Origin of the sequence: Veillonella magna, assembly GCF_959600285.1 — a bacterium.
Lineage (GTDB): Bacteria > Bacillota > Negativicutes > Veillonellales > Veillonellaceae > Veillonella_A > Veillonella_A magna.
The window spans coordinates 23397-47620 of record NZ_CAUGKU010000003.1 but is presented as its reverse complement, the minus strand read 5'-3'; the positions used below and the strand labels follow the sequence as shown (position 1 = coordinate 47620).

The 24224-nt window shown below is 46.9% G+C and carries 19 protein-coding genes; all 19 read right to left on the bottom strand.

Annotated features, from left to right (window positions below):
* Nucleotides 1-459: 459 nt before the first annotated feature.
* On the bottom strand, nt 460-1140 hold the full coding sequence (locus Q5873_RS02665; protein ID WP_303059137.1) for a GntR family transcriptional regulator: 681 nt from the start codon (nt 1138-1140) through the stop codon (nt 460-462).
* Nucleotides 1140-2753, bottom strand: coding sequence for a CTP synthase (locus tag Q5873_RS02660; RefSeq protein ID WP_303059136.1), 1614 nt, complete (start codon nt 2751-2753; stop codon nt 1140-1142). Before Q5873_RS02660 ends, Q5873_RS02665 begins: the two co-directional genes overlap by 1 nt.
* A gap of 13 nt (nt 2754-2766) precedes the next feature.
* Nucleotides 2767-4431, bottom strand: a complete 1665-nt coding sequence (gene argS, locus Q5873_RS02655) for an arginine--tRNA ligase (RefSeq protein ID WP_303059135.1) — start codon at nt 4429-4431, stop codon at nt 2767-2769.
* A complete protein-coding gene (locus Q5873_RS02650) occupies nt 4397-4855 on the bottom strand; it encodes a YwiB family protein (protein ID WP_028254440.1) in 459 nt (152 codons plus the stop codon). Before Q5873_RS02650 ends, argS begins: the two co-directional genes overlap by 35 nt.
* Before the next feature lie 73 nt (nt 4856-4928).
* Nucleotides 4929-5231: a GIY-YIG nuclease family protein gene (locus Q5873_RS02645; RefSeq protein ID WP_051245597.1), complete on the bottom strand. Its 303-nt coding sequence runs from the start codon at nt 5229-5231 to the stop codon at nt 4929-4931.
* Between the two features lie 8 nt (nt 5232-5239).
* Nucleotides 5240-5863, bottom strand: a complete 624-nt coding sequence (locus Q5873_RS02640) for a peptidylprolyl isomerase (protein WP_028254439.1) — start codon at nt 5861-5863, stop codon at nt 5240-5242.
* 122 nt (nt 5864-5985) lie between these two features.
* The gene (locus tag Q5873_RS02635; protein WP_303059134.1) at nt 5986-6759 is read right to left on the bottom strand and encodes an HAD family hydrolase; all 774 of its coding nucleotides are present in this window, start codon (nt 6757-6759) and stop codon (nt 5986-5988) included.
* 14 nt (nt 6760-6773) lie between these two features.
* The gene (locus Q5873_RS02630) at nt 6774-7013 is read right to left on the bottom strand and encodes a DUF1653 domain-containing protein (protein WP_028254437.1); all 240 of its coding nucleotides are present in this window, start codon (nt 7011-7013) and stop codon (nt 6774-6776) included.
* A 14-nt stretch (nt 7014-7027) separates the two neighbouring features.
* Nucleotides 7028-8290: an iron-containing alcohol dehydrogenase family protein gene (locus Q5873_RS02625; protein ID WP_303059133.1), complete on the bottom strand. Its 1263-nt coding sequence runs from the start codon at nt 8288-8290 to the stop codon at nt 7028-7030.
* 372 nt (nt 8291-8662) lie between these two features.
* A complete protein-coding gene (gene ilvC / locus Q5873_RS02620) occupies nt 8663-9673 on the bottom strand; it encodes a ketol-acid reductoisomerase (protein ID WP_028254435.1) in 1011 nt (336 codons plus the stop codon).
* Between the two features lie 141 nt (nt 9674-9814).
* Nucleotides 9815-10636, bottom strand: coding sequence for an ABC transporter ATP-binding protein (locus Q5873_RS02615; protein ID WP_303059132.1), 822 nt, complete (start codon nt 10634-10636; stop codon nt 9815-9817).
* A gap of 107 nt (nt 10637-10743) precedes the next feature.
* Nucleotides 10744-11232 (bottom strand): acetolactate synthase small subunit, encoded by a 489-nt coding sequence (ilvN, locus tag Q5873_RS02610; RefSeq protein ID WP_276788061.1) that lies wholly within the window; start codon nt 11230-11232, stop codon nt 10744-10746.
* Complete coding sequence (ilvB, locus tag Q5873_RS02605) at nt 11232-12938, bottom strand: biosynthetic-type acetolactate synthase large subunit (protein ID WP_303059131.1); 1707 nt, start codon at nt 12936-12938, stop codon at nt 11232-11234. Before ilvB ends, ilvN begins: the two co-directional genes overlap by 1 nt.
* Nucleotides 12939-13062: 124 nt before the next feature.
* A complete protein-coding gene (gene ilvA, locus Q5873_RS02600) occupies nt 13063-14295 on the bottom strand; it encodes a threonine ammonia-lyase (RefSeq protein ID WP_028254431.1) in 1233 nt (410 codons plus the stop codon).
* Nucleotides 14296-14484: 189 nt separating this feature from the next.
* On the bottom strand, nt 14485-16149 hold the full coding sequence (ilvD, locus tag Q5873_RS02595) for a dihydroxy-acid dehydratase (protein ID WP_211219539.1): 1665 nt from the start codon (nt 16147-16149) through the stop codon (nt 14485-14487).
* 734 nt (nt 16150-16883) lie between these two features.
* Nucleotides 16884-18269 (bottom strand): amino acid permease, encoded by a 1386-nt coding sequence (locus tag Q5873_RS02590; RefSeq protein WP_028254429.1) that lies wholly within the window; start codon nt 18267-18269, stop codon nt 16884-16886.
* A gap of 177 nt (nt 18270-18446) precedes the next feature.
* A complete protein-coding gene (gene brnQ, locus Q5873_RS02585) occupies nt 18447-19778 on the bottom strand; it encodes a branched-chain amino acid transport system II carrier protein (RefSeq protein ID WP_303059130.1) in 1332 nt (443 codons plus the stop codon).
* 223 nt (nt 19779-20001) lie between these two features.
* Complete coding sequence (locus tag Q5873_RS02580; protein WP_303059129.1) at nt 20002-22002, bottom strand: molybdopterin-dependent oxidoreductase; 2001 nt, start codon at nt 22000-22002, stop codon at nt 20002-20004.
* 515 nt (nt 22003-22517) lie between these two features.
* The gene (locus tag Q5873_RS02575; RefSeq protein WP_288190457.1) at nt 22518-24125 is read right to left on the bottom strand and encodes an L-lactate permease; all 1608 of its coding nucleotides are present in this window, start codon (nt 24123-24125) and stop codon (nt 22518-22520) included.
* Nucleotides 24126-24224: the final 99 nt, after the last annotated feature.

Here is a 24224-nt window from a genome sequence, read left to right as displayed (position 1 = left end):
TGTTCATACTCATTTGATAAACCATTGCCGACTATACGTTATGTCTTCAACCTATTATCTACATTAATTGTATTAGTATATTTAAATATCAATGTTAGCATATGTAAAACGTCTATATTCTCAAAGCATTGCTGTTTTCAAACCATCAACACCTGTAAAACATCAACACCCGCAAAACATCGCGCTCCTCTTAAACAACTCAATATAAAATATAAGTTGTTTCTTTCAATAAATAAAAAAGTACGTATGTAGCCACCTTCTCTATGGCCACTGTCGTACCTTATCACAATCTACACATATCCTTACAGCTGTCATAAAAAGTAACAACCTTATTATATCATTAAGATGTTTCTTTGTCAAAAGCACTCTCTTTAAGTAGGCATTAGAAAAGCGGTTCGAAGATACTTTTATATCTTCAAACCGCTTTCACATTTTGGGGTTACATCTACTTACACCCCTTTATATATTTTGTTGTATCGTATCACTATCTTCAGATTGTCTGCTCTTACGGGTAGGCATATCATTATATAAGAAATGATGCAATCGTTGCCACGAGTCTTCGGGACCGACAAAGAATATTTCTTCACCGGCCGTCAATGTTGCATAAGGGCCCGGCGATATGATCATCTTTCCTTCCGATTGAATAGCCACAATAGTCACGCCCGTATTTTGCCACAACTTGATAGTACCAATAGATTCGCCCAAGTAGCGACATCCTTCGGTAACCCGCATATGTAATGGCTGTAACGGATTTGTATGCTGATAATGTGCCAAATGTTCGCTAAGCTTACCGGCTGTTTCCTTTAATCGCTGCAAGCCGGCAATTTGTGTATCAATTTCATCATCAAAGCTTTGCCACAAGGTACTGACAGAAGTAAAATCGTTGAAGCGACGGCGGAACGCTTCCGCTTTTTCTCGGGAAGCAACCGTACAGCCGCTTCCTTTAATAACCTCTACAATTCCTAAATCAGCTAGCAACGCAATCGCCCGGCGCGCCGTCTCCGGCGAAACACCGTACTGCACCGATAACGCCGATCGAGCAAAAATGCGATCTCCCGGAGCATAATCACCGGACGCAATTTTACCGGCCACATCCACTGCGATTTGCTGGTACCTTGATCCTCCAACCGTGCGCTTCATTACTTACCGGACACCTTCAACACCGCTTCTACAAAGCCTTTGAAAAGCGGATGCGGATTAGTCGGGCGAGATTTCAATTCCGGATGGAACTGTACCCCTACAAACCACGGATGATCGGCAATTTCTACGCATTCTACCAAACGATTATCCGGCGAAGTACCGCTGATGATAAGACCTTTATCCGTTAAAAGCTGACGATATTCATTATTGAATTCATAGCGATGACGATGACGTTCGTAAATAAGATCTTCCCCATAGGCTTCGCGTACCTTCGTACCCGCTGTAGTCTTACACGGATAAAGACCGAGACGCATCGTACCGCCCTTCTTATCCACATCTACTTGGTCCGGCATAAGATCGATAACGCCGTACTTTGTACCGTCTTCAAACTCTGTAGAGCTGGCGCCTTCAAGACCTGCTACGTGACGAGCAAATTCCATAACGGCCGTCTGCATTCCCAAGCACAAGCCAAGATACGGCACCTTATTTTCGCGAGCATATTGAATCGTGCGAATCTTACCTTCCACGCCGCGATAGCCAAAGCCGCCCGGTACGACAATACCGTCTACATCCTTATAGAATGCAGCTACATCTACGCCGTCTTCTTCCAGTTCTTCGGAATCCACCCATTTAATATTTACCTTTGTATCTTCCGCAATACCTGCATGAGTCAACGCTTCCGCCACGCTGAGGTAAGCATCGTGAAGCGCCACGTATTTACCTACGAGAGCTACGTTGATTTCCTTCTTCGGATTAAGAATCTTGTCAACCATCTTCTTCCAAGCTTCCATATCCGCCGGACGATCCGGTAAATCAAGCTTCTTCACAACGATACTGTCCAGGCCTTCTTCTTGCATCATCAACGGCACTTCATAAATAGTGCTGCATGTCTGATTTTCGATAACTGCATCGGGATCGATGTCGCAGAAAAGAGCTAGCTTTTCTTTCATTTCATTGGAAATCGTCTTTTCCGTACGGCATACTATGATGTCCGGCTGAATACCAATGCTGCGCAATTCTTTAACACTGTGCTGCGTCGGTTTCGTTTTCAATTCACCGGCCGCATTAATGTACGGTACCAAGGTTACATGAATATAGAGTACGTCATTACGGCCCACTTCTTTTTTAACCTGGCGAATGGCTTCGAGGAACGGCAAGCTTTCAATATCGCCTACGGTACCGCCAATTTCGGTGATAACTACATCGGCGTTATCTTCCTTACCTACGCGATATACGTTCTGTTTAATTTCATTGGTAATATGAGGAATTACCTGTACAGTACTTCCCAAGTAATCACCTTTACGTTCCTTATTGATAACGGACCAGTACACCTTACCTGCCGTCACATTAGAACTTTTACCGAGGTTAATATCAATAAAGCGTTCGTAGTGACCGAGGTCAAGGTCGGTTTCGGCCCCATCATCGGTAACAAACACTTCACCATGCTGGTAAGGGCTCATCGTTCCCGGGTCAATATTAATATATGGATCGAACTTTTGAATGGTTACATTAAATCCGCGATTCTTCAACAATCGTCCCAAGGATGCTGCCGTAATACCTTTACCTAATGAAGATACAACCCCGCCTGTTACGAAAATATACTTAGTTGCCATGGTTCCTCCCAATTTACATCTTTTCCGGCGCCGAAATGCCCAATACGCCTAAACCGTGTTTCAATACATTTGCAATAACCGTGATAAGACCCAATCGAGCCTGCTGCAGTTCCGGTTCTACACCCATGATACGTCCTTGTTTGTAGAAGGAGTGGAACATACTTGCTAAATCATAGAGGTAACGCGCAATGCGATGCGGTGCCCGATGCAACGCCGACTGTGCGATTTCTTCCGGATAGGCAGCCAATTTCTTAATCAATTCTAATTCGATGTCGGCAGTCAAGCTATCATAAGAAGTATGTTCCCAATCACCGTAGCTGATACCTGCTTCCTTCGCTTGATTGAAAATACTGTGAATACGTGCATGCGCATATTGAATGTAGTATACCGGATTATCATTACTCTTAGATGCCGCCAAGTTAATATCAAAATCAAGCTGGCTGTCCAAAGAGCGCATAAGGAAGAAATACCGTGCCGCATCAACGCCAACTTCTTCCATTAATTCGTCCAGCGTAATCGCCTGACCGGTACGTTTTGACATCTTCACCATTTCGCCGTCACGATAGAGTGCTACCATCTGAAGTAAAAGCACTTCCAGATTATCCGGGTTGTAGCCGAATGCCTGCATAGCTGCCTTAACGCGGGCTACATAGCCGTGATGATCGGCACCCCACACATTAATCATTTTCTTATAGCCCCGTTCGTATTTGTTGCGGTGGTATGCAATATCGGCCGCCAAATACGTCGGTTCGCCGTTTTCACGAATAACTACGCGGTCCTTATCATCGCCGTAACGTGTAGATGCTAGCCACAATGCGCCATCTTTTTCATATACGTCGCCGGTATCCTTTAAGAACTGAACGGCTTCTTTAAGTTCGCCATCGCGATGAATCTGGCGTTCGCTAAACCATTTATCGAATTCTACATTGAATTTACGCAGCGTAACGCGTAAAGCATTCAATTTTTCCGTCAGTGCGAACTCACGGAAGAACGGCAACCGATCCGTTTCCGGAATAATTGCGAAGAAATCACCGCGCCAGTTGATGATGGACTGCGCCGTTTCTACAATATCCTGGCCGTGATAGCCGTTTTCCGGAAATTCGAATTTCATATCTAACAATTCTAAATAACGAGCATTTACGGACTTAGCCAAATTGTCGATTTGCTTGCCCGCATCATTGATATAGTACTCGGAGCTTACATTATATCCGGCGGCGCGAAGCAAATTCACCAATGCACTGCCGTAAGCAGCACCGCGACCGTGACCTACATGAAGCGGCCCCGTCGGATTTGCGCTGACATATTCTACCTGTACTGTATCTTCTTCACGCAACGGTGCGTTACCATAATTTTCACCGGCTAACAACGCTGCTTTTAAGCTATCATATACCATGTCGCTTTTCACAAAGAAATTGATAAAGCCGGCACCGGCTACTTCTGCCTTATCAAGCCACGGATAATCCATATTGGCAATCAGCGTATCCGCAATGGCACGCGGATTCATCTTTGCTACACGCGCCGACTGCATAGCGATATTTGTCGAAAAATCGCCGAATTCTTTTTGTGGCGGAACCTCCAACACTACTTCCGGATAGGTGCCTGCCGGCAGCTTGCCGTCAGCCAACGCTTTTTCAACGGCCGCTTCAATGCCCTGTTTCAGCACGTCCTTCATTTCCATACTCTGCATCCTCCCGTAACTCTATATCCAACTGATTATAAAATTGCCAATCGCCGCCTACCGATATATCGTAGCCCAAATGAACTCGTCCGATACCATCGGTAATATCCGTAGTCAGCTCGTGGGTGTTAACAACCATTTTTAAATTGCCAAACGGCGTCTTGTACTCGGACTCCCGCTCTTTACCCAATTCATAGTAATGTCGCATGGTCACCTTACCGTTGCGTAAAAGCACAATCGACGTGGGATATACCTTTATCGTCGTCTGCACTCCTTCGAGACCGGTAACTTCGCTTTCTTCATAACGAATATACTTAACGCCGCCGCGCTCGTAATACTTTCCCGGCGAGACCAATTCAATTACCGTATCTTCACCGGCTATATCGCGTTGCACGCTCTTTACAGCCACCATTACACGCTTCATCATTGCCTCCCAGAAAATATATAGCAAAAGTCTATTATCGTTTTATTATACCATAGATAATATGCATTTTACACTAGCCGTCCGCGGATTTTGCGGTTGCCTGCTCGGCTTGAAACGCCGCAATAAGTGCTCTTTTCTGATCGCGCACCATCCGCTTTACCTGTGCCTCCATAGACTGTGCATCGTTTTTACGTTCAAAGGCTGTATACCAAACCAGCTTAACCGGTCGTCGCGACCGCGTGTACTTAGCACCGCCGGGAATCTCACCGTTATGTGCCTTCACCCGTTGCACCAAATCCGTGGTCCATCCCGTATAGAGGGACCCATCGGCACATTCTACCATATATGTGTAATATGCATTCGTACCTGTTTCCATACGCCCTCCTATTTCGAAGGATTGGCATCCGGCATAGGCTCCAAGGTAATCGATTGAATCACCACCGGTGTTTTCGGTGCATCGTGACTATCCGTAGGTACCTTGCCTATTTTTTCTACCACATCCATTCCCTGTACAACCGTACCGAAAATAGTATGCTTATTATCTAACCACGGTGTAGGTGCCAAGGTTATAAAAAATTGCGCATTGCCCGTATTGGGACCGCGATTGGCCATAGCCACCACGCCCATAGCATTGAAATGCAAATCCTTAGCAAATTCATCGGGAATCTCATAGCCGGGACCACCCTTTTTATTATCCCCGCCTTGTATCATAAATCCGTCAATAACACGATGAAATGTCAAATCCTTGTAATACCCTTTGGTTACCAAGCTGTCAAAGTTCTTCACCGTAATCGGTGTCTTCGTCCCAAACAGCCGTATCTTAAAGGTTCCCATGTTCGTCGTGACCACGGCGTAATGATCCTTCACGGGCGTACTGTCAAAGGTCGGTGCCGTCGCTTTTGGCTCTGCCGAAGGCGTTGCCGGTTCGGCCGGTGCATTACCGCAAGCGCCGGTAACAAACAGCACCGCACTGAGGGCGAGGCAAGCCATCCATCTTTGTAGCTTCATAACTCCTCCTAGTGATATAGAATAAAACCGCTCACAACCATGAGCGGCTTTTGACATTTCATTATAGCATATTTAATTATCCGTAACAAGCAACCTACATACTGTCTGCTTGAAGACATTTTTTAAATCCAACCGAACGCCTTACATGCATTGTAGATGCCATCATGATAACAATCATCGGTAACATAGTCCGCTGCGGCCTTGAGTTCCGGACGTCCGTTCCCCATAGCAATGTTCAGCCACGTAGGCGAGAACATCGACAAATCATTATAACCATCACCGAATACGACCGCCGCCGTGTCTTCCATTCCATAATGCGCCAGCATGGCTCGTACACCGCGCGCCTTCTCCATCGGCTCAAACAGAATACAGTTTTCACCGTAACGAATAAGATCCGTTGTCATATGTACCACGCCGCTTTGCGTTTCTTCCTCCGGCGTCATGAACGCATAGATTTTATAAAACTGCTCCGTCCTGCGGTAATCATAGTCCGCTTGATGTACCGTAGTAAACACATCCCATGACGGATGCCAATTCAATACGTCTTCATAAGGAGTAACACGACGCAATTCATTGGTATCCGTTACCGCCCAGTGCAATCCCTTTGCATCAAGTTGTGCCAAATAGGCCAAACACATTTCACGATCCATGCCTTCCATATAGACAATTTCATTCTCCGCCGTCATGCTGCGACCGCCATCGGCAACGAAGTCACCGAGCTCGGCCATAATCGCAAAACGCTTTGCATCTGCCTGCAGACGCCCCGTCGCCAGTGCCACCCGATGTCCCGCCTTTTCCAATCGGCGCAACGTATCCATGGTACTGTCCGGGATACAGCCGTCCGGCCATACAGCCAGTGTATTATCTATATCAAAAAAGAAAAATTTTTGTTTCATTTCGCCTCCCCGACTTATTCGTCACGGCCACTCATCAGTTTAAACCGTTCCTTCTGTGTTACCTGCGGATATTTATCATGATCTACTTCACTGGCAAACATAGCCAACGGACGAATGTATGTCTTTCGTTCACCGTAAAGCTGTTGATACACTACAAAGGGTTCCCCCGTCTCCGAGTGAATCGCAATATCCGATACGTAATAATACATGCCTTTAAAATGACGATACAAACCGCCTACTACGATCTCTTGCACCATAATCCTCCCACCTAATTTGCTTCTTCCAATGCTTCAATGGCTTCGTTTAATCCTTCGGCCGTTACGGTAAACGGTGCAATTTTAGCATCCGGTACCTCCAGGGCGCGCGCAATGACAGGTGGTAACATGTCCCTTGTCATATCCAGATCCTGTAATCGCGTCGGTAACCCGATAGCGCGATACAGCTTCATCAATTCGTTTCGTTCGCTCCGTTGACCATCCATCGTGAGCAATACCAGCACACCGTACGCCACAATCTCACCGTGCAAATGATGCTCTTCCACAGCCGGTTGCGTAGTCAAACCATAGCAAAGCGCATGTGCCACACTACTGTTATATTCTTCCGCCAACATGCCCGACACAAGTCCGGTGCTAACAATAATCGCCATAGCCACCGCATCAAAAGCTGCATTGCGCACCTGAGCTTCGGCGGCTTTCATCGCTGCTGCACCGCCTTTAATAATCGGGTCCACACACATAGAGGACAAAGCTAACCCCATTTGTGTTTCGTAATCCGTTTCACGACCGCGAGCAGAAAAATGACTTTCAAAATGTTTAGCCACCGTATCACCCATTCCGGCCCACACAAAACGTGTCGGTGCGGCGACCAAAATATCGCTATTAATGAAAGCATGTACCGCCGGATACGTATTCTCACGCACCTCTTCAAATACATGGTCATCGGTATATACAATGGACACTTTCGATAAAGCCGCACAGGTAGATGCTACGGTAGGGAATGTAAAGAAAGGCTTGCGCGTCGGCTCTTCGCAAATGACTTTTACCGTATCAATAGCCTTGCCGCCACCAATAGCAAAAATCATATTCGCCGTCTGAACCTCAGGGCGCATAGCCAACGCACGACCATTAGCCACCGTACACTCCTTGCCGTACATAACGCTACCCGTTATCGTAAAACCTGCTTTCTCCATAATGGGACGCAGCATGGGCTCTACTATACGCAATGCCGTTTCGCCGCCAACGAAGCACACCTTTGTGCCATACGGCGCAACAATCTGCGGCACCGCTTCATAGGCATCGAATCCACCAAACGTATAACTTGGTATAATTTGTGTAATCATTTCATCCACCTCGTAATCTCTTTCGGCACTCTCATCCGGATACTGCCGACTCTTATTTCCCATGTATCGTACATTACAACTGATAGCAACACCTATTACACCACAACAAACTGCCGTACAGATAGCCTTTCCCATCGACACGCATGTTACCCGTAGTACAGAAACTACTGCCACCAGCCAATTAAATCTCATATACGCTTTTTATTATAATGCAAAAGAGGCGAGAAATAAAAGACCTAATACGATAGCGATGCAACACCCTCCCTCTTTAGAATAACAAAGACCTACTACGATAGCTATGCCCCCTTCTTATATAAAAAGACCTCCCATGATAGCGATGCAGAATGCCCTTCGACAGACCGGGCTTCTAGTCGCTATCATGGGAGGTCTAGCTTATTATTTTATATCACAGATGTCTATTTTTACCACTATATATAATAACATTAAATATAATTACATAATCGTACAGTGATTACATAATTGCGGTTCTTGACCGCCAACTGTTCAAAATGTCGCCGGCGCTCAAGGGAACCAATCATTTATACACCGATTATTACGGATTAATTATTTTTTAATCCACGGCATCAAGTTGCGCAATGCAGCCCCTACTTTTTCTACTTCGTGGTTTTCTGCCTTAGCGCGTTCACCCTTAAGGAACGGGAAGCCGGTCTTGCTGTCTTTAATGAATGCTTCCGCAAAGGCACCGGACTGAATATCCTTCAATACGTCGCGCATAGCCTGACGCGTCTGTTCGGTAATCATCTTCGGACCGGTCAGATAGTCGCCGTATTCAGCCGTATTGGAAATAGAGTTACGCATAGTCTGGAAGCCGCCTTCGTAGATAAGGTCAACGATAAGCTTCATTTCATGCACGCATTCGAAGTACGCATTAACCGGATTATAACCTGCTTCTACTAAAGTTTCAAAACCTGTCTGCATCAATGCACATACGCCGCCGCACAATACAGCCTGTTCACCGAACAAGTCAGTTTCCGTTTCCTGACGGAAGGTCGTTTCCAAGATACCAGAACGACCAGCACCGATACCGGCAGCCCAAGCCTTTGCAATTTCCATCGTGTCGCCGCTGGGATCTTTTTCTACAGCTACGAGGCACGGTACCCCACTGCCTTCCTGGAAGGTACGGCGAACCAAATGACCTGGGCCCTTCGGAGCTACCATGAATACATTGGCATCAGCCGGCGGTACGATTTTATTGAAGTGAATATTAAAACCATGAGCAAAGGCAAGGTAAGCGCCTTTCTTCAAATTCGGAGCAATAGCATTAGCATAGGTATCTGCCTGCAGTTCGTCCGGAATCAAAACCATAACGATGTCCGCACCCTTAACGGCTTCGCCTGTTTCCTTTACCGGGAAGCCAGCTTCTTCAGCGGCGGTCCAAGATTTAGAACCTTTGCGCAAACCGATGGTAACGTCCATGCCGTTTTCTTTTAAGTTTAACGCATGTGCATGGCCCTGAGAACCATAGCCCAATACGGTGATTTTTTTACCAACCAATTTTTCTACATTGCAATCTGCGTCGTAATATACTGTTGTTCCTAAGATGTTCCCTGCCATAATAATGACCTCCTGTTTTCTCAATCATTGTACCTTGCGGTGTCGCCCTCACTTTCTATGCGGCACCAAAAATATATACTACGTTATTAATACACAACGCTTTCTTTCGCTGCCCATCAATAACGGAAGTACCATCATAACTTACGAGCGCGCCGTAACAATCAGCCAAGGTCGATCCTGTTCCCATACGACCTTCACCGGTACATCGTACAGCGCCGATAGTCGTTCACCGGTAAGAATTTCTTTCTTTGGCCCTTTCGCGACCAGTTCGCCATCATCCAAAATAGCCACGTGCGTAACGGAAGGCATGATTTCCTCCGTTCGATGCGTCACATAAATGAACGGTGGCCAGGTGCGTTCATTGGCTTTTTCCTCCAAGGTGGCCAAGAACTGCTCCCGTGCCCGAATATCCAAAGCACTACACGGTTCGTCCAGCACCAGCAAATCCGGATTCGCCATCACGGCCCGCGCCAACAGCGTGCGCCGCTGTTCACCGGCCGACAGCATCCCGTAAGGATTCTGCCCTACATAGCCGAGTCCGAATTCATCGACTAACTGTTTAGCCCGTGCCCTATCTTCCTCGGTAACCTCACGGTAAATACCGATGGAGCTGTACGCACCGGACAGCACCACATTTTCTAAAGTTTCACTGTTCAATGTACCTGCGAATTGATGAAGGGCTGCGCTGACAAATCCAACCCGCTCCTTAATCTTCTGCCACGGATAACGGCCGAAGGTTTCACCTAAAACGATAAGCTCACCCTTTGAGGGGAAGGTGTATGCCGGTATCATGCCCAGCAAGGTGGATTTACCGGCACCGTTCAATCCCAAAAGCGCCCAGTTTTCACCGCAGTGCATCTGCCAGTTTACTCGGCGCAATATATGCCGACCGCCGCGCACATACGCCACATCGGTGAAAGATAATAACAATTCGTTTGTTTGCTCTCTCTCTTTTTCTGTCATATATCCCCCTTTGTTCTCATTTGCTTTCGTATGTATCGCACGTTTCGACAGCACCACTCCGATGTCTTTCTCACTGTATCCATCTGCCAAACGCCAATCCATAAGAATTACATGCGCTCGCCGCGACTCATTGCGGTAATACCGGTTTTGGCAATTTCCAGCACACCGTAATCCTGCATAATGTCAATAAAACCACGTAGCTTTTCCGTATCACCGGTCAACTCAACGATGAGCGATGTCGGCGATACATCAAGAATGTTGCCGCGATAAATGGTGGCAATCTGAACGATTTGTGATCGCGTATGTTCATCCGCCTTTACCTTAATGAGCATCAACTCACGGCGTACCACATTGTGGTCGGGGAATACTTTCACCTTAACCACATCGATGAGCTTGTAAATCTGCTTTTGGATTTGATCCAACGAAGCCGCATCCGCATCCACCGTCAAGGTAAGTCGCGCATAACCGGGCTTTACCGTAACACCGGACGTCATCTTTTTAACCGAATACCCGCGGCGATTAAACAAGGAAAGAATGCGGGCCCCGATGCCCGGTGTATTCTTAGCAATAATCAAAATTTCATGATCTCTGGACATCAGTCAGCCACCCCTTTCTTCCCTACCATATCCGCTACCGTCTTACCGGCAGGAATCATGGGATATACATTTTCTTCTCGTTCCACTACGCATTCGATGAGTACACCTTCATCGCTGCGAATAGCATCGGTCAGTTTTGTATGTAACTCATCATGCGTTTGAATCTTTACGCCTTTTACGCCATATGCTTCGGCCAGCTTCATAAAATCCGGATTGTATTCCATATCCACGTAGGAGTACCGGCGATCATTAAACAACTCTTGCCATTGCCGTACCATGCCGAGATACGAATTGTTTAAGAGCAAAATTTTTACGGGCAGTTTATATTGCTGCATGAGCATCATTTCCTGCGCCGTCATCTGGAAGCCACCGTCACCGACGACAAGGACAACCTTGCTGCTTGGCATAGCCACCTGAGCACCGATGGCTGCCGGCACCCCGAAGCCCATCGTACCGGCACCGCCGGAAGTAAGAATCGTATTCGGATGACGATAGGTCAAGTACTGTGCTGCCCACATTTGATGCTGACCTACGTCGGTAACTACAATGCCTTCACCTTGTAAAATTTCATTTAATACGGTCAGCACTTCCTGCGGCACCAGCTTACCGTCCGGTGCTTCATTGTAACGCAGCTTGTAAGTAGTCTTCCAATCCGTCACGCGTCGTACCCAATCTTCATGCGTATCCGGTTCCAACAGCGGATGTATCTCTGACAATACTTGCTTCAAGTCACCAACGATAGGTACATCTACCTTGCAGTTCTTTTCAATCTCTGCCGGGTCAATATCGATATGAATGATACGCGCTTGTTTACAAAACTCTTTGGGATCACCGGTGATACGATCATCAAAACGTATCCCCGCAGCGACTACTACATCAGCTTCCGTCGTAGCATAGTTTGCCGCTGCCGTACCGTGCATCCCCAACATCCCCAATGCCAACGGATGATCGCTGGGGAACGAGCCTAAGCCAAGTAAGGTGTTCGTCACCGGAATTTGCAATTTTTCGGCCAACTCGAAAAGCTCTTTCGACGCACCGGATTTTAAAATTCCCGCACCGGCAATGATAAGCGGTCGTTTTGCTTCTCGTAACAGTCGCGCCGCTTTTTTAATCTGCAAAGGATGGCCTTTATAATTCGGATCATACCCTTCCAATGTAAAATCCTTATTATATAAGCGATCGAATTCATCACGACTGATTTCCTGCAACTGAATGTCCTTGGGAATATCTATCAGCACAGGGCCCGGTCGACCGGTCGTGGCAATATAATGTGCTTCCTTTAAAATACGCGGTAAATCGCGAATATCTTTCACTAAGTAATTCGTTTTCGTAATGGGGAGGGTAATACCTACAATGTCCGATTCCTGGAATGCATCCTTTCCTAAGAGGGAGCGTCCTACCTGTCCCGTTATGGCCAGCATCGGTACAGAGTCCATATGTGCCGTCATGATACCGGTCACTAAATTTGTTGCCCCCGGTCCCGAAGTTGCCAGGCATACGCCGCAACGCCCGGAAGCTCTGGCATAACCGTCGGCTTCATGAGCTGCCCCTTGCTCATGACGGGCAAAATAATGATTGAGTCCATCGAACTTGTAAATCTCATCGTAAATGGGAATAACCGCGCCACCGGGATAGCCGAAAATATCGCGAATCCCGATGCGGTACAGGGTTTCCAATACCATGCGGGCACCGTTAATCATGCTCATAGTTACCCTTCCTTTCTCTCGTTTCTTCTCCTATATTCTCTATACATTCTATATACGTTGTTCTTACATCGTATTACGTCCGTCACCATTGATAGCCGGAGTAGTTATACACTACCGCCTACGACTATCGTTCCACCACATCATGCACTTCATGGGAGTTAATCCGATGAATGTCGTATCCGGCATCCTTCATGGCTTTAGTAATCTTAGCAATATGATCTTCTCCGTTGGTTTCCACCGTTACCTGTAATTCCACTTCGTGGAAGCGATCCAGGTTTTTAAACTGATTGTGTTCCAATTTAACAACGTTAGCGTTTTCATTGGCTAAGATTTCCGATACTGCCACTAACTGACCCGGTTTATCCGGCAGATTTACGGAGAAGGTAAAAATACGACCGCGAACGATAAGCCCTTTCGTTATCATCGAGGCAATCGTCAATACATCTATATTACCGCCGCTGAGAATCGATACTACTTTCTTGCCTTTTTCCTTGATCTTTTTCAATCCGGCTACAGATAAAATACCGGCATTTTCACCGACGATTTTATGCTTTTCTGCCAACAGCAAGAAGGCTTCCATCAATTCATAATCCGATACGGTGACGATTTCATCCACATATTGCTTAATGTATTCATAGGTAAGGCCGCCGATTTTCTTAACTGCTGCGCCATCGGCGATGGTGCTGACACCGTCCAAATCAACAGGGCCGCCCTGGGCCAACGCGGCTTTGGCACTGGCTGCGCCTTCCGGTTCCACACCGATCACTTTAATCTGCGGATTTTTCATCTTTGCCGCTGCAGCTACACCGGCGATAAGTCCGCCGCCACCGATGGGGACCAACAATACATCCGCATCGGGCAATTCCTCTAATACTTCCAGTGCAATCGTCCCTTGCCCTTCGATGACATCGGGATCATCAAAAGGATGTACAAATACATAACCGTTGGCTTCCTGTAACTCCTTTGCCTTCGCATACGCTTCATCGTAAATATCACCGGCCAATACCACATCCGCGCCGTATTGCTTGGTAGCATCTACTTTAATAAGCGGTGTATGCCTAGGCATAACGATCACTGCCTGTGTCCCTAACCGCTGCGCCGCCAAGGCCACACCTTGCGCATGATTGCCGGCGGAGGAAGCGATAACACCGCGTTCCTTTTCTTCCTTCGTAAGCTTGGCAATCTTGTTATAGGCACCGCGTAATTTAAACGATCCCGTACGCTGTAAGTTTTCCGGCTTGATGTACACATCATTGCCGCATTCGTTGGAAAACACCGTGCTGTGGATGAGCTTTGTTTTTACCGTAACGGTACTCAAGCGCTCCCGGGCTTCCATGAAATCATATAGTTTATGCATTCTTATATCCTCTTAGTTTCTCATCATATAGTATCTTTTTCCCTCTAACGTTTTCTCTCTAACGTTTTCTCTCTAACGTTTTCCCTCTAACTTTTTTCACTGGCTTTTTTCTTCCCCGGATTCTCTCCATTTCTCTCCCATCTATTGCTTATGCCGGTCGTTACTGCTTCCCCGCTTACAGCCTCCACCTTAGTCTTCAAAAATTTCGATGGCTCCTTCGGCTGCCGAAGATACATGGGCTGCATACTTGCGAAGATAGCCGGTTACATTTGCTTTATACGGCGGTAACGCTGCCTTGCGACGAGCAATTTCTTCATCGGAAAGTTTAACATTCAAGCGACGATTCGGGATATCAATTTCGATGATATCACCGTCTTCGACTACGGCGATGGTACCACCGGCGGCTGCTTCCGGTGAAACGTGACCGATGGAAGCACCGCGCGTTGCTCCGGAGAATCGACCGTCCGTAATCAATGCTACGTCTTTGCCCAATCCCATACCGGTAATCGTTGCCGTCGGCGTTAACATTTCTCGCATGCCCGGACCGCCCTTCGGTCCTTCGTAACGAATTACCACTACGTCACCGGCTACAATCTTGCCACCGGTAATAGCTTCTACCGCTTCTTCTTCATTGTTGAATACCTTGGCCGGACCACTGTGAACAAGCATTTCCTTGTCAACGGCCCCTTCTTTTACAACCGATCCATCCGGTGCCAGGTTGCCCTTTAGTACCGCAATCCCACCGGTAGGATATACCGGCGCATCAAAGGGATGAATTACATCTTCATCCAATACCTTAGCGCTGTCTGCCACAACACCTTGTGTAGTAAGCATTACATTCTTGGCATCCTTTTTTAAGCGTCCGTTATCGGCTAAGCGTTTCATCACCGCCGGGATACCACCGGCTGCATGTAAGTCTTCGATGAAGTACACACCGGACGGTGAAAGCTTAGACAACTGCGGCGTGTTCTTGGCAATCGTATTGAAATCATCTAACGTAAGCTTCACACCGGCTTCATGTGCTACGGCTGGTAAGTGAAGCGCCGTATTGGAGGAACCGCCCAGTGCCATATCGACCGACACCGCATTGAAGAAAGCATCTTCCGTCATAATATCCTTCGGTCGAAGATCGGCGGCCAACACTTTCATAACCTGCATGCCTGCGCGTTTTGCCAAGCGAAGTCGTTCGGAATACACTGCCGGCACCGTACCGTTACCGGGAAGTCCCATGCCGAGAACTTCCGTCAAGCAATTCATGGTGTTCGCCGTATACATACCGGCGCAGGAACCGCACGTCGGACAAGCACTTTCTTCGATGGCTGCCAATTCTTCTTCGTCCATGGTACCCGCTTCGTATCGTCCTACCGCTTCGAACACATCGCTCAATCCGATTTTCTTACCATTGTGCACACCGGCAAGCATTGCCCCACCGCTGACAAACACGGAAGGTAGATTCAAGCGAGCCGCAGCGATAAGCATACCCGGTACCACCTTGTCACAGTTCGGAATGAATACCATGCCGTCAAACGGTGTTGCCATGGCTGCTGCTTCAATGGAGTCCGCAATAATATTACGCGTTACCAAAGAATACTTCATGCCGATGTGGTTCATGGCTAAACCGTCGCAAATACCAATCGTATTGAACTCCATCGGAATACCGCCGGCTTCGCGAATCCCATCCTTTACGGCTTGCACCAAATTTTTCAGATGCATATGGCCCGGAATAATTTCGTTAAAGGAATTGGCAATCCCGATAATCGGTTTACCCATTTCTTCATCAACAAATCCCAATGCTTTCAGCAAGGATCTATGCGGTGCTCTGGCTACGCCTTTTTCTACATTATCGCTTCTCATCATCGTAATCCCTCCATTGTGTGTTCGTGCACAACTATAACTCTCTCAACTTTCGCAACCTCGTTGCGTATGACGTATATATAATGTCTCTCTCATCTCTCGCCCGTTAAGGCCTCTCAATTCCCCGCATGAGCTCTCTCCTTCTCATGTGGTTCTCTCTCTTTTTCCTATGGCTTGTTATCTTGTATCTACCTTCTTTTACCTACAAAAAAAGACGATTTCCAAGGAAATCGTCTTAAAAGCCATATATATCTAGGTTCCTACCGCGAGCTTTTATCACGGTACCCCGTATCCCCGAAAAAGGGAACGCCAAGCAACCGTATCAAGTACGGCTCGCACGGGCGGGGGTAAATGAATTCATGTTAAAAGCTTCTAAGACGGACGCTGTTAAGTTTTGTGTTTCGCTAATAATGCTAATAATGACTAGAATGCCAATAATTAGCAAGCTAATAATGACCAAAACCACTGCTAACATGATGTCCTCCAAAAACTTATAACCAATTCACCTATCCGCACCGACAAAACCAAATCGGTGAGGGATACGCCCACGCATCTCGACCTGCTACCGATCCGCTATATTCATAACCATCCGGATTAACCACATCCGTTTTACTTATTAATATAACGATTTCATAATCAGTAACTATATAATCCGTATATCACGTATCACTGTCCATTATAATAGCACTAACCGATGAAAAGTGCAACTAATTTCTAAAAAATATTTTTATTTTTTACACATTGTCCTTATTCAGTAGACTATGGCGATGACTGTACAAGGCATAGATCACAATTCCCAAGAGGCTCCAGCCGGTAAACAAGTACAGTGTATGCGATGATAACTGGGAAAATACAAATCCACAGAAAAGGAGTCCCAACGGTGCCACAATGTACACTGCAGGGCAACGGAAATCCCGATGCTCCGTAGGATATACACGGCGCAATACTAAAATCCCCGCGCAGGAACACATAAAGGCAAAGAGCGTTCCGGCACTGCACATTTCCGCTACGATATGAATCGGCGTAAAACCGGAGATCAATGCGACCACTGTCCCCACAATCATAGTGATAATATGCGGTGTGCGATACTTACTGTGAATGCGGCACAATGCTTCCGGAATCAAACCATCACGACTCATGGCGTAAAACGCCCGAGTTTGTGCGTAAATCATAACCAACAGCACCGTAGACAAGCCACACAAGGCGCCGGTTCCCACGATGGCCGATCCCAGACGCGAGCCGATGTATTCCAATACGAAGGAAGCCGGTGCAGCCGTATCCAATTCGGGATAGGGTACAACGCCGGTCATCACCGCACATACGGCAATGTACAAAATAGTACAAATAATCAAAGAAGCAATAATCCCTACGGGCATATCGCGACGAGGATTTTTTGTTTCCTCCGCCGCCGTAGCCAAGGCATCCACGCCAAGGTAGGCAAAGAATAAAATGGCCGTACCTGCCGTTACCCCTTGCCAACCGAAGGGCAGAAAGGGATCCCAGTTCGCTACATCCACATGAGGTCCTGCTAAAAACAAAAAGAGAAAGATGGTTCCGATTTTAATAAACACCAAGGTCTTATTCACGCGGGCGCTTTCACGAATCCCCAAGACCAATAGCACCGTTACAACCAAAACCGCCAGCATGGCCGGCAAATTTACAATGCCCCCTTCGAAGGGCACCGTGGTAAGCGACTTAGGTATATCAATGCCGGCAGAGTGCAAAATTCCTACCAAGTAAGCCGACCAACCGCCGGCCACGGCACTGGCACCTACGGAATATTCCAGGACGAGTCCCCAGCCGACCCACCAACCGAAAAATTCTCCCAGCGATGCGTACGTATATGTATAAGCACTGCCCGACACCGGAATCAACGACACCAATTCGGAATAGGCTAAGCAAACGAATGCACAGGTAATCGCAGCCAGTACAAAGGACAACATCAATCCCGGTCCCGCATATTGCGCTGCGCCGATGCCCGTCAATACAAAAATTCCCGTTCCGATAATAACACCCAAGCCGAGCAATGTAATATCCAGTGCACTCAGTGCTTTAGACAGCTTCTTTTCATTCGATGCCTGCACCAAGTCGGTCAAGGGCTTCCTACGTAACCAATCCATGGTTAATCCTCCTATCCTACAACAAAACTACATGTCCCATTATACACTAATCCGCCCTACCTGCCTAACGATATTCGCCTGGCTGTTCTTAACAATAAACAAGCAGCCATGCAAGGAATTTTGTAATTCCCCGCATGGCTGCCAAGTGAATGAAATCTACTATTTTACTATTGCAATCTACCGTTTTACCATTGCCTTATGAATAAGACCGATGATAAAACCGGCTACGGCAAAGGTTACCCAGCCCATGCCCACTGCATGAAACGGAACCTGCTGCTGGAAGAATGTTTCCAAACCACCAAGACTAACGCCGGCCGTTTCGGCACCACTTACCAAGGCAGCGATAAATGTTAAGCCAATGCTCCATGCATATACACACTGACGGCCGCCGAAGGTATTATTAAGAAACGCTAAGGCAATAATAACAATCGTCAACGGATACAAGAACATGAGCACCGGAATAGCGGATACGATAATCGTCTTCAAGCCGAACATGCCGATGAAGAAAGACACTACCGCAAAAAGAACGGCATATGCTTTGTAGCCCAATCCACCGAATACGCTGTGGAAATAAGTAGCGCAAGAAGTGATAAGACCAATGCTGGTGGTCAAGCAAGCCAGCAATACGATAACCGCCAAAATCATGGCCCCTAAATTACCAAATAAAATCTTCGCGCTATCTGCCAATACAGGAGCACCGGTATCAAGGATACCCAACTGCTGCACACTGGTTGCACCGATGTTGGCAATAAATACGTACACAAAGCCTAAACAACCAACAGCGATAAGCCCGGCTTTAAAAGTGGAAGCCGTAACTTCCTGTTTCGTCTTGGCGCCGGACAGCATAACAAATTCGATAACCAAAATACCGAATACCAACGAAGCCAACGCATCCAATGTGTTATAACCATCCAAGAAACCCTGTAGTACGGCAATACCGGCAGTACCGTATTCCTTTGTCGGTGCCTGGTACGCCCCCATAGGATCAATTAAAGATTTAATGATTAAGACAACGATAGTGACCAGCAATGCCGGTGTTAAAATTTTCCCGATACGCTGAACCAACTTTTGCGGATTGATTGCCAACCATAAGGATACGACAAAGAATACAATTAGGAATATAGTCTGTGCCATATCACTGCCACCATCTACCAAGAAAGGTTTAATCGCGATTTCATACGACACTGTACCGGTACGCGGAATAGCAAAAGCCGGTCCAATCGACAAGTACAACAAAATTGTAAAGATAAGTCCGTAAGCGGGGTGAACGCGGCTGGCCAACTCCTGTACGTTTTTACAACCGGAATAACCCATGGCCATAACGCCTAATAGCGGCAAACCTACCCCCGTAATGATGAAGCCCAATACCGCCCACCATACATTTTCACCGGCATGCTGTCCCAAGGACGCCGGGAAAATCAAGTTGCCGGCACCGAAGAACAAAGCGAACAGCATTAAACCGACAGCGATATACGCCCTGTTGTTTAATTTCACATCATTGTGTTCCATACTACCATCCTCCCTCTTAAAAATATAATTCGTAGCTAAGATTATACAACGCTTTTCCTCAATAGACAAATGTATTCTATAGATTTTTCTGCAAAAACGTATTACAATTTAGCATACTTGTCCTCTGAAACAGGATTTTATCGGTCTATGTCCTATATACACAAGCCGACAACCCCGTATCCTGTCTTCATAAGACGCACTTTGTCCACCCTATGAGTAATACTTATTCATCAACGCGTACATTTACCTTGACATCATAGAAAGTACTTCCCCAAGCGCAATCCGTCGGCCTGTCCGCTGTTAATGCATTGATGCCGTGCTCATCATCGGAGGAATATTTTTGCCACCACACACCATCGGATACTACCGTTCCCGGCAACACGGCTTCATCCGTAGCCAGTGTCATTCGCACCTCGCCGCGGTCATTGTAAAGAACAACTTTCGCTCCGTCACGAAGCTTCTTTTTATCCATATCTGCCGGATGCATACGCGCTTTCATCAAAGGGCCGTCACTGATAAATACACGTTCATTAAAGGATGAATCCAAAATGCGAGGGTCCGGTCCGTTGATCAACCAAAATTCCGCCTCGTCTCCATGAGGGGTGGTGTAACGCGGCATCGGCTCTTCATCGCGGTCCGTCCAAAGTTCAATCTTGCCGGACGGCGTTTTAAACTGCAACTTATAATCCTCGGGCAATGTCATCTCCACCGGTTGTCCCTGCCAAATTTTTTCTTTTTCTTCTTCCGTAAGCGTCGTATCTGCCAACATGTGAGCAATCAATTCTCTTTCGGAACAAGTGAATACAGGATGATCGATGCCCATTGCTCCGGCTAACAGGCGCATCACCTCCCAGTTGGATTTACTTTCACCGACAGGCGCAATCGCACGCCAACCGCAGCCGATAGTGTAATGCCCATACGAATTATATAGATCATCATGCTCCAAAGAAGTCGTTGCGGGCAACACGATGTCTGCGTATTTTGCCGTATCCGTCATAAATCGTTCGTGAACCACGGTAAACAAATCCTCTCGCGCCAATCCGCGGCGCACCAGATTTTGATTCGGCGATGTAATAGCCGGGTTTGAAGAATAAATATACAAACAGTGCAGTGCCTTCTCACCGACTTCATTTAACGCTTCCCCCAGACGAATCATCGGCACCAAGCGCGTTTCTTTCGCCGCGTATCGATCCCAATCCATTATGTGTCCGCCTACAAAACTACTGCCGCCGGCACTACTCAAAAAGCCGCCGCCTTTACGAGCATACGCACCTACCAATGCCGGCAATGCAACGATACACCGCACAGTCATGGCTCCGTTGCCATAGCGCGACAAGCCGCTGCCCAATCGGATAAACGGTGCTCTCGCTTTGCCGTATGCCTGTGCCAACGCTTCAATATCCGCTGCTTCGACACCGGTAATTTGCATGGCCCATTGAGGCGTGCAACCGGGTAATATCTCTTCTACGAACTGTTCATACCCCTGCACGTGTTCCTTTACAAATTCTGTATCTATCAATCTATCCCGTACCAAGATATGAGCCACCGCCAATGCCAACGCACTGTCCGTACCCGGCCGCAGTTGAATTCCATGGTCTGCTTGACGAAACGATACCGTTTGACGCGTGTCAATCACCCATAACTCGGCTCCGTTTTTTCGGGCTGCCGTTGCATCATGTAAGCTGTGAAGATTTGTCGATGTAGCATCCAGCCCCCAAAAAATTACCATATCACTATGGGCCATCTCCTGCGGTCTGGTTCCCAAGGTTTGTCCCATAACCGCTTGCCAACCATAGCTCTTCGCCGGCGAGCAAATGCCTCGATCCTGGCGTGTAGCCCCTAAGATAGCAAACAGCGGATTACCGGCCGCTTTCTGCACCAATCCCATTGTCCCCGCATAGGAATAAGGCATAATACTTTCACCGCCGTAATCAACGATACTCTCGTGAAAGCGCAAAGCAACCTCTTCGATAGCTTCCTCCCAACTAATGGACGTAAATCGTCCTTCTCCCTTGGCACCGGTGCGACGAAGCGGTGTGGTCAATCGCTCCGGGGAATGTACTGTTTCTTCATAATGTTGCATTTTCATGCATAACGTACCGCGCGTAAACGTGTGCTCCGGATTTCCCTGCACCTTAATGACTCTATCGTTTTCCGTGGTCACCACGAGTCCGCAAGCATCCGGACAATCGTAAGGACACACAGAGGTATGTTTTACTTCCATGGGTATCACTCCTTTTCTCTTTGTATCGTAGCATATCCACTGTTAAAAAACTATCGTTTTTATCACATCTCCATTCCCATGAATTTCATTGAAACTTGTCTTTCCACTACCTCCATAGAAACAAACCACATCAAATAATCGATTCCAGCAGAGCTACACCGAATGATCTACGCCGGCAGAGCCACATCGGCTAAGCGCCATCGAATAAACTACCCGAATAACCTACTCCGAATAACCTGCTCCAATAATCTACTCCAATAATCTACTCCGAATAACCCGCTCCGGCTACGCTATCCAAGGCTCTTCCTGCATAAAAAATTCTGTGCAATACGCGGATTATGATGATGCCCGTAATGACAATTAAGAATACTCTGCGCCATATGCTCTCTACGCAAAAAGAGAACCCTCCGAAGAGGGTTCTCTTTATACATGGCTAAGTACCGATCAAGATATGCAGTAGTAAAATCCCTGTACAGCTTGAAATTTCCAAAGCCACTCCTTTTCTAGACATCCTATTAGATGATACCTTGTCCGATATTGAGATAGCAGATGATACCGGCTACGATAACGTAGAGCAAGAAGTATTTGAAGATATGACGCATAATGGAGCTAGGTTCAATGCTGTCATGCAATTCCTTTGCTTTTGCTGCATCAATCTTATTTTCTTTTACGTATTCATCGAGTGCCGGAGCAACGGCGCCGATAGCGATAGCAATACTCTGCGGCGAGAACATTTTACCGATACCGGTAGCTGCCGAGCTTGCTGCGGTAAGCCACAATGCCAATTCGCCATCGCCAGGGATTAATTTCTGAGCAGCTGCCGTCTGCAATGGTCCAAACAATACGTTGGAGTTTGTACCGGAACCTGTCAAGAAGGAGCCCAACGCACCGATAAGAGGAGCAAATGCCGGATACAATGTACCGGTTGCTGCCACAAGACCGTCCGCAATATTTGCTGTCATGCCACTGTAGGTCATGATTTTTGCAGTTACAACTACAGAGATAATCGTAATGTACGTAAATTTCAAGCCATTGAAAGTCTTGCCCAATACACCGAGCATTTCACCAAATCCGGCTTTCTGTACAGCACCGCCAATGAAAGCGGACAAGAAGATCATGATACCCGGAGTAGCAATCCATACGAAGGTGTACGGTTTAGCACCAGGGCCTGCATAAATCGGTACAGACGTTTTAATCGCACTGAGCGGACCGTTGATAGCCGGTACCAATTTAGAAGTTAACAATAACAATACGAAAATAAGGATGAACGGCATAGCCGCTACGAAGCCTTCACCGCCGGAAATTTTCTGCGTTTCAGATTTAAACTGATATTCCGGATTATTCGTCGGCAATACCTTTGCGCAAATACCGATGGAAGCCATCATAACGATGGAGGATACGATAACAGATAATTCCGGGCCGGCTACTTTATTGATGAATAATTCAGGAATAGCCAATGCCAAACCGGAAATCAAAGTGGTAAGGAACACACCTTTCAGTGCCTTTACGCCACCGCCGATAATCATAACTACGAAGAACGGAGTTACAACGTTAAGAATGAATAATTGCAGTGCAATAGACGTACCGAGCAAATTAAGATCAAGTCCCGTCAAGGAAGCCAACGTCGTCGTCGGAATACCAATGGAACCGAATGTAGTCGGTACGGAGTTAGCTACCAAGCAAGCCAAAATAGATTTCAACGGGTCAAAGCCAACGCCAACCATCATAGCTGCCGGAATAGCAACGGCAGTACCGAAGCCGGCCATCCCTTCCATGAAGCCACCGAAGCCCCATGCAAGAAGTAATGCCAATAAACGCATATCGCTGGTTACGGAAGAAAGCATAGCTTTAATCGTTTCCATAGCTTTGGTATGAACTACCAAGTTATATGCAAAAATTGCAGCGGTAATAACAAGTAAAATAGGCCAAACTGCCAGTGCCACACCTTCCAGTGCACCGGAGAGCATGATAGCCGAATCTTTACCGTAAGGTACTACGGCAATAATAAAGGAAATAATAGCGGCTGCTAAACATGCTTTCCATGCCGGCACTTTCAACACTGCCAAGGCAACGATGAGCCACAAAATAGGCAATAATGCGAGTGCAATAGTCATTTGTGAAATCACCCTTTCTCACTACTTATAGAGTACAAATTTATCCTTAGTTCAATATAAAATTCTCATAGTACATACTGTACATAACTTTTTCGAAACCATAAGGTT